The sequence below is a fragment of the Kaistia sp. UC242_56 genome, assembly GCF_044452255.1.
GTDB classification, from domain to species: Bacteria; Pseudomonadota; Alphaproteobacteria; order Rhizobiales; family Kaistiaceae; genus Kaistia; species Kaistia defluvii_A.
Window position 1 is genome coordinate 461,421 of sequence record NZ_JBIOAN010000001.1, and the last position, 13,858, is coordinate 475,278.

Consider the following 13,858-nt stretch of genomic DNA (forward strand, 5'->3'; position numbering starts at 1 on the left):
CATATTCCGAGACACGGCTGAACTGCTTCAAGCCGACAACTGCCGATTGCTTCGTTGTGAGACAGCCTCTTAGAGTGACCTTCCTGATGGACCAGAGCGTTAGCTCCCAATGCGAATCGGCCCAAGATCTCGGCGATGCAGTTAAATTCTCAGTTTCTTCTCCGCTTACTGTCTCTTCAGATGGGGAGCAGCGCCCAAAGCTTCAGTTTAGATGCTACCGGGATCGCCGTAGACGGCCGCTTGAGCGAAGCCACTAAGTATCTCAATCTCCACAAACCTGCTGAGCTAAGGAAAGGCCTTCTGGCATCGACCGTTGTTATTTCGACGGATGGTTCGACGACAATCAAGCTGAAGGGAGCCCCAAAGGTTGAGGCCGCCCTGTTTAATCGAGCTGCAGCGACCGCCTGGCGTCGCCATCACCTTGATCAACTAGATCGAGAATGGCCGCAGATCGAGCGCCTTGTTGGAGAAGTCCGTGGCTGGCAGGCTCCGGCTATGTATCCCTCCGCTTGTCGCTTGGCCTCTGTGCTGGGGCGCGCGACCGCGCTTGAAGAGCGGCTTTCACGCACACTCTTGTCTTCGGTCATCGACGAAAACAGGGCAGCACAGATCGCGGCACTCCGTAGCTTTGTCGAGCAACCAGTGGCCTTTAGAAATTCGGCGATCTCTGCTTTCGTGCCAGCGGAACTGGAGCGCTGGAAAGAGTTCTTTGACACGATCGAGAGCAAGCCGCTGACGCCCGAGCAACGGCTGTCGATCGTCGTGGACGAGGATGCAACACTGGTCCTAGCCGGTGCAGGGTCGGGCAAAACCAGTGTAATCACGGCCAAGGCCGCCTATCTTCTGACGGCAGGAATTCGTCCTGCAGAAGAGATCCTCCTGCTGGCCTTTGCCAAAGCCGCAGCGGCAGAAATGTCCGAGCGTATCGAGGCCCGCTGCGGCATCCCGATCGAAGCCCGAACATTTCATGCGCTGGCCTATGAAATTATCGGAGCTGTCGAGGGCGCAAAGCCTGCCCTGGCGGGGCATGCGACGGATGACGTGGCTTTTCTTGACCTGATCCGGCAAATACTGCGCTATCTGGTTAAGCGGCTCTCCGAAGTCTCCCGGGCGATAATTCGATGGTTCACTGAGTTCTTGGTTGAGCCGAAGGACGAATGGGATTTCGCTACTAAGCATGCCTGGTATCAGCAGGTCGAGAAGCTAGACCTTCGCACCCTGCAAGGAGAGCAGGTCAAAAGCTATGAAGAGCTGACGATCGCGAATTGGCTGTTTCAGAACGGCATCGCTTATGAGTATGAACCCAGCTATGAGCATAAAGTTGAGACGGGTGGCCGCAGGATCTACACGCCGGATTTCCGGCTGATCGAAAGTGGCGTCTATCTTGAGCATTTCGGCGTGCGGCGCGATCGCGGTGCCGATGGGGTAGAGCGCCTCGTCACGGCGCCGTTCGTTGACCGAGATGAATACATCGCCGGCATGACGTGGAAGCGCCAGGTCCATGCCGAGAACCAGACCATTCTGATCGAGACCTACAGCTATGAGCGCCAAGAGGGGCGCCTACTCGAGGCCCTCGCAGAGAAGCTGGCGCCCTATGTGACCCTCAACCCGCGCCCGGGAGAGGAAATCTACGATCGCGTCGCCAGCCTTGGGCAGATCGATAGTTTCTCGCGTCTGCTGGGCACTTTTCTACGGCAGTTCAAGGGTGGCGGATACGATCTCGAAAGCTGCTCGCAAAAAGCCCAGAAGCTCAAACTCGGGGTCCGCGCTGAGGCCTTCCTGCACGTCTTCGATCCGGTCTATCGCGAATATCAAAGCCATATGAGGGACCGGATTGATTTTGAAGATATGATCCTACGAGCAGCGAGATACGCGGAGCAGGGCCAGTTCAAGAGTCCGTATCGGCACATACTCGTCGACGAGTTCCAGGATATCTCACAGAGCCGCGCGAAACTGATCAAGGCGCTTAAGTCTCAGCATGAGGATGCCCGGATATTTGCCGTTGGGGACGACTGGCAGTCGATCTATCGCTTCGCTGGATCGGACATTCACATAATGCGCAATTTCGGCGAGGAGTTCGGCGGCTGCTTTGGTCCAGAAACTGGTGTCCACCGAACCGTAGATTTGGGACGAACCTTCCGATCAGTCGACAAAATTGCTTTGGCGGCGCGGGCTTTTATCCTGAAGAATCCCGCTCAGATTACAAAGACTGTCGTGCCTGCCGGCACCGCAATGGAACCGGCTATTCGAGTGGTATGGACCCGGAAGGACACTGGAGACGCAAAGCTCCATGAGGCTTTAGTTGAACTTTCCGCACTTCCGGCGCCCAGAGATCGTCAGACCAGCGTTTTATTGCTTGGCCGCTATCGTCACGTTGACCCCGGCCTTCTTGCACTGAAGCAGCGGTTCCCTCAGTTGCGCCTGGATTTCAAAACGATCCATGCCTCCAAAGGGTTGGAGGCCGATCACGTCATCCTTCTGCGAACCGATGCAGGTCGCACCGGCTTTCCCTCCGAGATTGCCGATGATCCATTGCTGAGCCTAGTGTCGCCAGAGGCGGAGCCGTTTGAAAACGCTGAGGAGCGACGGGTTATGTATGTCGCGATGACCCGAGCGCGGTCGACGCTGACGATAATGGCCTCTGAAGCTCGGCCATCGGCCTTCGTTCAGGAACTCCTGGAGAACCCCGAATACGGGCTTTCCCCGGCAATATCGACCGAGGGACGACCCGAAATATGCCCGGAATGTAACGGGCGACTACTATCAGCGCGATCGCAGGCCGGGAAGGCGTTTTATCGATGCGAGCACGTCTCTCACTGCGGGAACATGCTTCCGACCTGTCCCCAATGCCAGGCCGGCCTCCCGGTCCGATCTGATGGCAAAAACCATTGCAGCTCGTGTTCGGGGGATCAGCCAGCCTGTCCCGCTTGCGAAAGTGGTTGGTTGGTGAAGAGAAACGGCCGCTATGGGGATTTCTACAGTTGTGTGCGTTTTCCAAAATGCGAGGGGAAGGCGCGGGAGATCCAGTAGATCGTCGCGCTATGAACCAACGTCCGGCACCACATGCCGATTGCCGAGTCAGGGAAGCTCAGTGGCGAGCACCAGCGCCATCGCAGCTATCGGACAGCACCCGGAACGCCGAACCAGCCATAACTCACCGTAGGCGATTTGATCCCTGCTCCGGACGCGGCGGCCATCGATCGAGAGGTGCGTGTCGTGGGGCTGCGCGCGATATAGATCAAAAATCGGCGGCCGCATCGAAGCCACCTGTGCGATTGACCGCAACGCTGGCGGCCTGCTCTACCAGTGATTGCGCATCTACGGGGCAGCTGAACGCCGCCGACACCTGCGCATAGGCTGATCCAGGTGATCAGTAGATCGAACGAGCGCGCTGCGGGGTAGTGAGACGTGTCCCAATCATACCTGTTCCATATCGGCGGCGACGGATCGCTCAGCGAAATGACGCCCCAGCCCTATGACAACGAGGACCACATCCAGCGGCTTCTCGCAGAGCATCCCGCCATCCTGGGCGGCCAATACCGGGACCAGGAGCCCCGTCGCTGGGCTTTGATCCAGAGAGAGGTGCCTGTCCCCGATGGCGCAGTCTCCGATCGGCGCTGGTCGCTCGATCATCTGTATGTCGATCAAGACGCCATACCGACGCTCGTCGAGGTGAAGCGCAGTCGCGATACGCGCAGCCGCCGCGAAGTGGTCGGCCAGATGTTCGACTATGCCGCTAACGGCCCGTCCTACTGGTCAATCGGCGAACTTCGGGACGCGTTCGCCAGAACGCATGCAAGCCTATCAGAGGATTCCGGCGAGGCACTCCGGATGGTGCTCGGCGAGGAGACTGATGCCGAGAGCTTCTGGTCACTGCTTGAAGAAAACCTCCGCTCGGGTCGAATCCGGATGATATTCCTCGTGGATGAAATGCCGCCGGAGCTTCTTCGGATCGTCGAGTTCCTCGCCAGGCAGCTGCGGACCGCTGAGGTCTATGCGGTTGAGGTGCGGCAGCACGTCGGCAAGAGCGGGCAGGTTCTCGCCACGAGCATTCTCGGCCAGCTCCAGAATGATGATCAGAAGGTCACCGCCGGCCGAAGTCTGGTCGCCCCCTCTCTAGACGAATGGTTCTCGACCTATCGGCAGCGGCATGGCGTGGCTTCAGAGGCCATAGCGGACACAATTCGAGCGTGGGCTGAAGCTCAGGGGCTGGAACTCTTCATCACGGCCGCGCAGACTCCATCAATCGGCTGGTCTGTCCTGGAAGGTGAAGCACGGCGCTATCCCCTCCTGCTGACCGGCAATGGCAAGGTTGCGACCTCGCTGGCGTATTTGGCCTCATCGCCTAAATACGCAGAGGAGGCCGATCGCCAGCATCTGGTAGACGCGCTCAGGGCGACCGGTCTCGAGTTTTCTCTTAGCTCGCTGAATGGCGACATCCGCATTCCGATCTCGGCGCTCGATGATCAAGGCAGACGCGAGCGCTACCTCAAGGAACTCCAGCGGGTCATCGAACGAATTCGAGCCTGATGCACGTCGCTCTGGCGGTCGGTGCTGCATCGGACAGCGATTGCCGACGCAGGGGTGCTCGCTAGCGAGCACCAGCGCCATCGGAGCCTGTCGCCACACCGGACGAGCGAGTTCCCGCTCGACTAAAGGATGGAATCGCCGACTCAGCAGAACTCACTGGCTGGCGTCGATGAATAGATACCAACGGAACAGCGTCCAGAACCGCGCTTGGTCGGCGACACCTCTGCGCGACCTGCCGTAGTTGGTGCGCACTATCGAGATCAATGACGCCCCCCCCCCCCCCGAGTCGCCGCTTACTTTGAACCAAATTCTTTCATCAGTTCATCAGGAAGCCCTATGCGATACACCTCCCAGCCTCCAGGGCTAAATCGCATCAGGACATTGAGGACGCCCTTATCTTTGTCACCAATCGACAGACGAAACCTAGTTGGCGAAGTGAAGAACGCATAGGTGATCGAATCGGTGTTCAGGCTGAGGTCCTTCTGAGGGAAGTGATCGTTCGCGAGCGTCTGATCTTCAACTTTGATATTAATCGTGGGCGCTGCGATCTTGCGCCTCTCGGCTCTGCGCTTCTCGTCGTCACGAATAAGTTGAACTAGGTTTTGCGAATTGACGTAGGTATCTATGGCGCGGTCGATTACGACAGGACCGGCGAGAGCCATTAGTCCTGCTGCGAATTGATCCTCCTTGGCATTCTTGACCGCCCCCGCGACCATGGCAGCTCCCAGCTGCTCCTTAAGACCCGCGCGAACTGTGAGCCAATCGATCTTTTCGTCGAGCGCCAGGGCATCGCCGGTGGTCGCGGAATGGTAGATCGACCATATCGCGAAATATGGCGACGCCACGTAGAGCAGCGCCGCAGCCACGGCACCGACAACAATCATCTTCTTCATAGAGAGCCCCCGCCCTGTAGCTTCAACATCCGGCTCCCAGCGAGCCCCGTATTCGTTCCAGAATTTTAGTTTCCAAATACTGTCAGTTTGGCACGCTCCATACCAACAGGCCAAAATGCCTCCGTCGTTGCTCTCTAGACTAGTTGGAATGTCGATTGCCGAGTCAGGGGAGCTCGCCGGCGAGCACCAGCGCCATTGCAGCTACCGGAACAGCATCTGGAGCACCGAGCCAGCCCTAAGTCACGGTAAGCGATCTCCGATCGTCGTGCTCGACGGAATAAACATCAGCTCTACCAATTGCTCCCGGATTCTTACGCATTCCGCACCGGGACGACGCCGACTGCGAATCATGTTATCCGCTGAAGGAGACTGAAAAATCACAACATAGGTTGCAGAAATTCAATGGCCGAGCCCGAAGGCTTCGTGAGATATGTCTTCGCCTACACGAATAGGCGTCCCAAATCGCCCGATGAGGTTTTTTCGCTGCCTGTCGTGCGCGCTCAACTGCTGGCAATCTCAAGATATCAACAGACTTCGTCGAGAGATCCAATTGGTAGCATTCAATTCGACTACGCCACCACACGAAAAAAGGCTTTCGACTTGCTTCCCAACTTCCGGAAGGCAGTCGGAATGGCTCAGCAATCGAACGGTGCGCTTGTTCTAGGCGGTATCGGCGAGCTATTGCGCCGGACTAATCCCGAGCTCATAGCTGACATCGCTTCAAGGCTCGATGGATTGTCAGTTCCGGTGATTGACGCCATGACGCTGAAGACCTGGAATGAGCTTTCGAACGCTGACCGGAGCCTGATCTACTTAGAGGCAAAATCAGCTGCGCTGCTTCGAACGGGCTCAATTCGTGCTGGCATCTCAGCGAGCACCAAGGAACGGCAATCGCCACCAACGCAGAATCAAAAACGCGCCGTGCGCGCAGTTGAGCTATACGCAGAAAAGAGAGCATCGGATCTCTCCGTCTTTGTTGAGTCGCTCCGCAGCACACTCTCTTCCAACGGCACAATGACACCCTCAGTTCTCGCCAAAGCGCTGAACGATGCCGGTGTTCCTTCCGCACGTGGCAAAACCTGGTCCTTCAATGCGGCGAAGAATCTGTTGAGGCGCCTCGACACATAGCATTCGTCTGAAGGACATATTTGCGAATGTAAGGATCCGATTTTCTTTCAAGCTTCCAGAGACGCTTTCTCCCCCGAGATTCATCAGCGTTATTGCTGACAACCTACAGGAGAGAAAAGCTTCCATCGAAGCTGGCGAAGAGCCTTACGAATGTCAGTTCGAAACAGGTGGTGTCCATTGACCTGCATGCGGCTCCGTTCTCGGCCCTCAAGGGCCACACGGTCGTCGAGACAAGCTCGACGCCTCACTGGTTTGCTTCGTGCCGACTACAAACCAGCGAGAGGAAGATGCGGCTTCGCAGAGCTTCCTTCTTTTTGCGCGTTCGCAGTCGACTGACTGCTGGTGCAACCCCCTCAAGGCGTCCTGCTCATCACAGGGGAGCGCTTGAAACGATATCCCGTTCGGGTGCGGACCCTCTTAGTCGACGTCTCGTTTTCGCCGGACCGTTTATCTCAATGCCGCTATGTGCTCCCGCAGGGGAGCGATGACGAGCATAGTATAGCAGACGACCCTGCAGGGGTCGGGTTCTATTCCCGAGGTCAACGGGATAGTCAGGAACCTGAGTGGCCCCTCCGGCCTGCATGCGCCCATGCGCATGTTGTCCAGGTGAGCGAGATCGTGATACTCGCCGGTTGAGCAGGGGAGCGCCAGGGCGCGCAATCACGCAATAAACGACGTCAGATCGCTCCCGTGGAAAGGATCGCGCCGGTGAGCTTCCCTGTGCTTCGACTCGTTCTGTCGGGGAAGTCGCCGCAAGTGGCCGAGCGCATGCTGCGCCAATGGTCCAGATAGTGAAAAATCACAACATACGTTGTCGGAATTCAATGCTGGAATGGAAGCGCTCTATCAGAGACCTATATGACCCGCTTTCGTCCGATGCTCCTTTCCGGTGACATTGAAGCGACCCATCCACTACGAGCTTCCGGAAGCCTTCATCCCAAATCTGCGTTCCCTGCCTTCCGGTGTCTCTTACTTACGTTCTTTCTTAAACATTTATTAAGAAAGTAAGTAAGAGACACCGAACGGACGGGAATGAACAAGGGAACTGAGATCCGGACGCGAAGCTACGTCTGTGTTCTCTGGCTCTGTTCCGGTCATAGGTGAAGCCACCCCGTTCCCTGAAGCCAAAATAAGGACGAGCCGGCTTGCGGTGAAGCCGGACATTCGCCCTTAGCAGGTTCGGTGCCATGTCTGCAGCCACAGAAATGCGACTGATGTGGAGCAGGAGCAACTTGGAAACGCAGTTGGACGGCAGGGCTATGGCAGCCTTGAAGCGCCGATGGATCTTGAAGGAGGTTTCAGGTGACCGTGGATGAGTTTGGATTTCCGCGACGCGGCCACCTACCTCCTTCCTCGATATTTCCCACTATCTCTCGCTATCCGTCTCTCTGCGTATTCCTCTCAGTGATAGGTTCATCTCCCCTGTCGGCTAACCCTTCCGGAACTGCTCGTCTCCGGTCTTTCTGGGAATAGCTATTGGCTCTGGCTGGGTCTGCGTTTGTGAGGGATGCATTCTAAGAGTCGCTGAGTGCGTTCTTCTTGTGAGACGTGCGTCGCTGCCCTGAGTGCTGCGGTTCGCGCTAGCAAGCTTCCCTGGCGATCCCTGAGCATTCCTCATAGAGGTGCTAAGGTTGACAGTTTTCGAAAAAACGCGAAATCGGCTCCGAAGTGTCAACAAAAGGTAAACTTGTTGTTACGTTTCAGGCAATTCTGGGCTGTTTAGTTGTCATCCGAGACTGATCCGGATGGTGATTTGGCCCTCGTGAGCCGCATTTCCGGCCGCTAAGTTTACATTATGTTGTCGCCACATCGGTTGAATGTAAACTTTCCATACTCGTTATAGGTGCGAGGTGTGCGACCTCGACATAGGAGGTTAGGACCGCCGGAGCTCGCGGCGCCCCGACGCATCCCCATCGAGTCCCTTGCAGCCTTCTAGGACTTCGCCTCCCTACCCCAGTCGCGCCACGAGGTTGTCGGCAGAGAGGTGCGAGTAACGGCGAAGCATCCGGAGCTCCTTATGACCGCTGATGGTCGAGACTTCGATGACGTTCAAACCGAGCTCGAACAACCTGCTGACGCCCTCGTGGCGAAGGTCATGGAAACGGAGTGCCTCGATCCCGGCCCTGACCAGCAGACGCCGCCATGCCTGCTCCAGCGATCCCGGCGACATCGGAAAGATGCGCGGCTCATCCGGACTGGCGCTGCCCTTCCATCTGACCAGCGCGTCGAACGCACGCTGGGACAGTGGAACCTCACGACTCTCACCGTTCTTGGTCACGTCCAGCGTGATGACGCGGCGATTGTGTGAGAGATCGCTCCAGGCGAGTCCCAGAAGCTCACCACGACGCATACCTGTCTCGATGGAAAGGATCAGCAGCGTCTTGAGATAGGGCGTCTTACCCCCATCGCAGGCGAGCAGCAGGCGCTGCTCTTCGTCGTTCTGCAGACGACGCTTGCGCTCGTTCTTGACGCTCGGTCGACGCACTAGCTTGGCGACGTTGCGACCGAGCGGATATCCCCAGTCCCGGATCGCGACCTCAATGACGTGTGAGAGGATCGCCATCTCCCGGAGGGTCGTCGCGGGACTGACCGAGGCAAGGCGCTCATCCCGGAACGACGAGATGTCAGACGGAGAGAGACCTACCAGCGTCCGATAGGCGATCTCATGGCGCTCCATGACGCCAATGCGCTGGATCTCCTGCGGCGCACCACGCTTGGTCGGAGAGACCTCTTCGCGGTAGCGCTTCAGCAGATCCCCGAGTGTGGTGGACTCGAGGATCTTCGTGTCTGGCGCTGTGCCGTGCTTGTCGACCTCGGCTTCCAGAGCTCGAGCCCAGGCTTCGGCCTCGGTCTTCGTGTCGAAGCTCTTGGCGCGGGGCTTGGTCCCACGCCTGCGCACCTGCGCCTGCCATCTGCCTCTGAGTTTCCGGATCGTCGCCACGCTGTGCTCCTGGTCATTGAGCACATTGCGTAGGACGCCCCTGGCTAGAGACCAAGGAGGTCGGCAGCGAAAATCGGCAACTCAACGCCCCAGATGGACTTGCAACCTCGGTTTGCACATTGTCCAATTGGCAACGCCTAAGCGGGGGGCCGATATGGAAATTGAGAAGCAGATTGAGCGGCTTGTATTAGAAGACAGCGACTTTCAGCAGCTTGAGGCTGAATTCAACTGCTTCTGCCCGTTCGAGGCGATGGGAATGGTAAGGGCGGAGATACGACACGGAAATCTGCTGGCCTATTTGCTGGATCCATTTCGTCCTCACGGGTTCGAGACCCGAATATTGAGATGTTTTTTGATGGCTGTTGCCCGTCACGCTACGATCCCAGCTCACACCGAGGCGCTGAGGCCGCTGGATGTCCATCTGCTGGACCTTCAAGATGCCGAGGTGCGGAGAGAATGGCGCAACATCGATCTGCTCATCATTCTCTCATCAGCAAAACTTGTTATTCCAATCGAGCTGAAGATCGACGCTTCGCAAGGCAATGAGCAACTGAAGCGCTATCGAAAAATCATCGAGGAAGCCTGGCCAAAAGACGAGGGCTGGAGACACATATCTGTCTTCCTGTCGAAACGGGATGAAGAGCCCGAGGACGGCGATCACTGGTCACCGCTAGCTCTGTCTGCTGTGGCGGCGGAACTAGAGGGATTGAACAAGAGCAGCGTCGGCGTCTCCACAGCTGCACCGCTCCTTGAATCATATCTCAGAATGCTCAGGAGGCATCACTTGGAAGACGACAGGTTGGACAATCTGGCTCGTAAGCTATGGTCTCGACACGGGGAAGCTCTGGCATTTTTAGCGGACAACCGACCGGATGCCGTGGGCAACTTATTCGCATCCCTGCGTGATCGGCGGCAGGACATTGCCGAGCGTATCAGCGGGCCTAATCGCGGCATGGCGCCCGACTTCGATCAGACTAACGTTCTTCGTTTTGGGTTCAAACCATGGGACGAACTGCCAGGATTTAGAAGCGCTCAGTGGACCGAAACCAAACGACTGATCCTGCTCGAACTCAAACGAGAAGGCACAAAACTGGTAGCCTATCTATATCTCGGACCGGGCCAGTCGAATGATCGAGAGAGATACTGGAGTGCAGTAGAGGGTGCACGCCTTCACAGGCCCACTTCGCGCCCTGGGAGGGAGTGGATGTGCTTGGCAAAAAGCGAAATTTTCAAAAGCAAAGAAAACGATGAAATCGATGTTGAGGTCTCCATCGAGTTAGTCATATCTGCCCTCAGCGCTTTCTCCGCCAACGTCTTTCAGCATTTCGATCCCATACTATCTCGCATGGACCGCACCACATCGGCGAGTGCGGAATCCGAGCTAACTAGCTGAGCCAACAAGACAACCCTCTTCAGAAAATGCTTCGGGAACCAACATGGATACCGGAGCCTCAGCACGTCTCAGTCGCCGATACCCTTTAGAACGGCGCCAGCGCTGAACTGGAGCGACTCCACTTTGTCGACATCGAGCGGGTAGCAGATCGTCGTGATCGACATGCCAGCTTCCATCGAATCTCGCTGCTCGGCACGCATCGCCTCACAGCGCTCGTTAGTCATCACGAACGGCATCATGACAACCTTGGGGGGCTTCTCGCCGAAAACAAATACGCTGAGCAGCAGGGCATACATTCTAGCACTCTCCGGTTGCGCACCGACTGCCGGTGCGCCTCCGATCGTGCTAGGACGGGGTTGGAGGGGTGCCAAGGACTGGTCCTCGCGGTCCACCTGCAGAACGAGAGCCATGAACTCCGACAAGCCGACCCTGACCCAGGTTCAGATCATCCAGTCCCTCGCTGAAGCCTTGTCGTGGTTCGAGAAGGAGATCAGCTGGGGTGTGAGTCCTGGCGAACTCAACCATCTGACCGGACGGATCGGCGAACTCTACGCCGCCATGATCACGCGCGGACAAATGGCGCTGGATACCAACCAACACGGATACGATGTCGTCTCGGCCGTCAACGAACGGATCTCGGTCAAGACCATCACGACCTCGACCCACGTCAGCTTCAATCAGAACACGTTCCACTACGTCGACCGGATCATGGTGCTGCGGGTGAATGTCGATGACGAGAAGGGTGTCTCGGTTGAGGAGTTGCTCGACACCTCAGTCCAGGACGCCAAGCCGCTCTTGCGCACACAGGGCGGTAAGCTCGTCTATCCGATCTCACGCGGCAAGCAGGAGCAGAGACCCGTCGAGGACCTGGAGATCACCGCTCAGGCATCCGTCGCCGATCTCGAAATCGTTCAATATGAAAGCGGTGCGATCCGGATCTATCGCCAGGGCAAGACCGTGCCGGAGGCAGTGAAGACATTGCTGAAACCGATCGCGACGGAGATTGGGGTGGATCTGTTCAACTCCAAGGGCGGACTGAAGAACACGCAGCAGCTCGGTGCGGACGTCATTCGCACGCTCAACGCACGAAGCAGCCTCTAACAGCTGGTTTTCTCGGCCGAGTGCCTAGGTCGTGGCCCTACTCGAAATCCGTCGAGCCGGACAAACTTCAACAGCCGCTCGGCCCGTCGGTGATCGACTAAAATCCCAGCGATTTCATGAAGTTAATGGCGGAGAGGGGGAGATTCGAACTCCCGATACCCTTGCGAGTATGCCGCATTTCGAGTGCGGTGCAATCGACCACTCTGCCACCTCTCCGCGGTGGCGCTGTCTAGCGCGATTGGCCTGATACATGGGTCCTCGGACGATGACAAGCCCCTTCGCTACCTTTCCAACGCCTTGTGGATCATTGCCCTCTCGGCACCCGGCCCCCGCCCAGCTTTGACACCGACCCCGGCAATCGCGGCCGGACAGAGGCACGTGGGCCGCCGGATGGAAACTCGGCGCCGGGACTTGGCCAGACGGCAAAGGCCCGGGAAAGGTGGCAGAAGCAGCTTGCGTGTAGTAGAAGCGGGTCGCAGGTAGCGAGGGACAGTCGGTCCGTGGGCTTGGCTTGGGCTTGGGCCTGGCTCGGAGAGCTAAAAGCAGGTGGCTGGCGGACGGCAGATGAGGGGGGGGCCGCAAACGGGAGAGCAAACGGACTGTCTGTGTGCCGCTGTGGGCAACCAAGCTGCCGCGGCAGACGGGGCCGGCATGGAATTGGGCTCGGGAGGGAAGACTCAGCCCCCCGACACCGCAAATCTGCCCAGCCCATCACCCGTGCCAGGGGCCCAGCCCCTATCCCGCGAAGTGGCCGGCTTCATCTCAAAACGGCAGCAGAACACCGGCGCACCCATCGACGAGGGCACACGCGTCCGGCGGGGCGGCCGTCGGTCGCGGAGGGAGTCGAACGCTCGTTGCCAAGCCCACCAGCATGGACGACTGAACTTGCAGCAGCCCGCGTCGCAACACCGCGAGGCATCAATTGGCCTGGCACGCTCCCCTGCCCCACCCCTCCCCCCCAGAACCCCCGTAGCCGTCGCAGGGGCGCGAGGCCTTGGCGGGGCTGGCTTTTGGGAGTCCGGGGCGGGCGGTTTCGCTTGACAGACGGGGGCTCGTCCCTATAAGTGCGCCCGGAATGGCGGCGTGGCTTTCGGCTGCGCCATTTCCATTTCAATGAACCCTGACTGAAGAAGCGGACCCTTCGAGGTCACGCTGAACAACTGGATAGAACAATGTTCGCAGTCATCAAAACGGGTGGCAAGCAGTACTCGGTTGCCGCCAATGACGAACTGGAAGTCGAGCTGCTCGAAGGAGCGCCCGGCGATATGGTTACCTTCGGCGAGATTCTCCTCGTCGGCGGCGAAGCCGGCGTCACCATCGGTGCCCCCTTCGTCGAAGGCGCCTCGGTCTCGGCCGAGATCATCGACCAGATGCGCACGCGCAAGATCCTGGTCTTCAAGAAGCGCCGCCGTCAGAATTCGAAGCGCAGCCGCGGCCATCGCCAGCACCTGACCATTGTCCGGATCACCGAGATCCTGACCAATGGCGCCCAGGCGTCCGGCAAGAAGGCCCCCAAGGCCAAGGTTGCCAAGGCTGCAGCACCCGCGACCGACACGGCTCCGGCCGCTCTCGTCAGCGGCGGGCTCGACAGCTCCAACCTCTCGCTGATCTCGGGCATCGGCCCGACCATCGAGAAGAAGCTGCGCGCCGCCGGCATCACGTCCTGGGAGCAGATTGCTGCCTGGACCGATGCCGACATCGCCAAGTATGATGAAGAGCTCGCCCTGCGTGGCCGGGTTGTTCGCGAAGAGTGGGTCCAGCAGGCCTCTGAGCTTCTCGCCGGCAAGCCGCCGCGCGCCAAGATCGACCAGGCAGAGCTGAAGTCTGGCGAAGATCGCTGAGCCGCGCTTTCTAGCGCGCCCCTAACAACGG

At 58.2% G+C, this 13,858-nt stretch carries 9 protein-coding genes and 1 tRNA gene; 6 read left to right on the top strand and 4 right to left on the bottom strand.

Features of this window, described 5'->3' with window-relative positions; all coding sequences use genetic code 11:
* The first annotated feature begins 240 nt into the window (after nucleotides 1-240).
* Both ACHMWQ_RS02155 and ACHMWQ_RS02160 read left to right on the top strand, forming a co-directional pair.
* A complete protein-coding gene (locus ACHMWQ_RS02155; protein ID WP_396306237.1) occupies nucleotides 241-3,030 on the top strand; it encodes a UvrD-helicase domain-containing protein in 2,790 nt (929 codons plus the stop codon).
* 378 nt (nucleotides 3,031-3,408) lie between these two features.
* A complete protein-coding gene (locus ACHMWQ_RS02160; RefSeq protein ID WP_396306238.1) occupies nucleotides 3,409-4,530 on the top strand; it encodes a hypothetical protein in 1,122 nt (373 codons plus the stop codon).
* 293 nt (nucleotides 4,531-4,823) lie between these two features.
* Here the strand turns inward: ACHMWQ_RS02160 and ACHMWQ_RS02165 are convergent, their stop codons facing one another.
* Nucleotides 4,824-5,423, bottom strand: coding sequence for a DUF2939 domain-containing protein (locus ACHMWQ_RS02165; protein WP_396306239.1), 600 nt, complete (start codon nucleotides 5,421-5,423; stop codon nucleotides 4,824-4,826).
* Between the two features lie 402 nt (nucleotides 5,424-5,825).
* On the opposite strand from ACHMWQ_RS02165, the gene ACHMWQ_RS02170 reads away from it, so the two are divergent.
* The gene (locus tag ACHMWQ_RS02170; RefSeq protein ID WP_396306240.1) at nucleotides 5,826-6,551 is read left to right on the top strand and encodes a hypothetical protein; all 726 of its coding nucleotides are present in this window, start codon (nucleotides 5,826-5,828) and stop codon (nucleotides 6,549-6,551) included.
* Nucleotides 6,552-8,499: 1,948 nt separating this feature from the next.
* Here the strand turns inward: ACHMWQ_RS02170 and ACHMWQ_RS02175 are convergent.
* Nucleotides 8,500-9,492: a site-specific integrase gene (locus ACHMWQ_RS02175; RefSeq protein WP_396306241.1), complete on the bottom strand. Its 993-nt coding sequence runs from the start codon at nucleotides 9,490-9,492 to the stop codon at nucleotides 8,500-8,502.
* 154 nt (nucleotides 9,493-9,646) lie between these two features.
* Between ACHMWQ_RS02175 and ACHMWQ_RS02180 the strand changes: the two genes are divergently transcribed.
* Nucleotides 9,647-10,885, top strand: a complete 1,239-nt coding sequence (locus ACHMWQ_RS02180) for a PD-(D/E)XK nuclease family protein (RefSeq protein WP_396306242.1) — start codon at nucleotides 9,647-9,649, stop codon at nucleotides 10,883-10,885.
* Between the two features lie 68 nt (nucleotides 10,886-10,953).
* On the opposite strand, the gene ACHMWQ_RS02185 is transcribed toward ACHMWQ_RS02180, so the two are convergent.
* Nucleotides 10,954-11,181 carry a hypothetical protein gene (locus ACHMWQ_RS02185; protein WP_396306243.1) on the bottom strand — a complete coding sequence of 76 codons (228 nt, stop codon included), beginning with the start codon at nucleotides 11,179-11,181 and terminating at the stop codon, nucleotides 10,954-10,956.
* A 112-nt stretch (nucleotides 11,182-11,293) separates the two neighbouring features.
* Between ACHMWQ_RS02185 and ACHMWQ_RS02190 the strand changes: the two genes are divergently transcribed.
* Nucleotides 11,294-11,986 (top strand): DUF6998 domain-containing protein, encoded by a 693-nt coding sequence (locus ACHMWQ_RS02190; RefSeq protein ID WP_396306244.1) that lies wholly within the window; start codon nucleotides 11,294-11,296, stop codon nucleotides 11,984-11,986.
* 126 nt (nucleotides 11,987-12,112) lie between these two features.
* On the opposite strand, the gene ACHMWQ_RS02195 is transcribed toward ACHMWQ_RS02190, so the two are convergent.
* A tRNA-Ser gene (locus tag ACHMWQ_RS02195) sits at nucleotides 12,113-12,202 on the bottom strand.
* Nucleotides 12,203-13,158: 956 nt separating this feature from the next.
* On the opposite strand from ACHMWQ_RS02195, the gene ACHMWQ_RS02200 reads away from it, so the two are divergent.
* Nucleotides 13,159-13,827 carry a 50S ribosomal protein L21 gene (locus ACHMWQ_RS02200; protein WP_396306245.1) on the top strand — a complete coding sequence of 223 codons (669 nt, stop codon included), beginning with the start codon at nucleotides 13,159-13,161 and terminating at the stop codon, nucleotides 13,825-13,827.
* Nucleotides 13,828-13,858 lie beyond the last annotated feature (31 nt).

What these genes read in the sequence shown, in the direction of transcription:
- ACHMWQ_RS02190 (WP_396306244.1), top strand. Translation starts at nt 11,294, where the DNA reads ATGAACTCCGACAAGCCGACCCTGACCCAGGTTCAGATCATCCAGTCC.
- ACHMWQ_RS02165 (WP_396306239.1), bottom strand. Translation starts at nt 5,423, where the DNA reads ATGAAGAAGATGATTGTTGTCGGTGCCGTGGCTGCGGCGCTGCTCTAC.
- ACHMWQ_RS02180 (WP_396306242.1), top strand. Translation starts at nt 9,647, where the DNA reads ATGGAAATTGAGAAGCAGATTGAGCGGCTTGTATTAGAAGACAGCGAC.
- ACHMWQ_RS02185 (WP_396306243.1), bottom strand. Translation starts at nt 11,181, where the DNA reads ATGTATGCCCTGCTGCTCAGCGTATTTGTTTTCGGCGAGAAGCCCCCC.
- ACHMWQ_RS02170 (WP_396306240.1), top strand. Translation starts at nt 5,826, where the DNA reads ATGGCCGAGCCCGAAGGCTTCGTGAGATATGTCTTCGCCTACACGAAT.
- ACHMWQ_RS02200 (WP_396306245.1), top strand. Translation starts at nt 13,159, where the DNA reads ATGTTCGCAGTCATCAAAACGGGTGGCAAGCAGTACTCGGTTGCCGCC.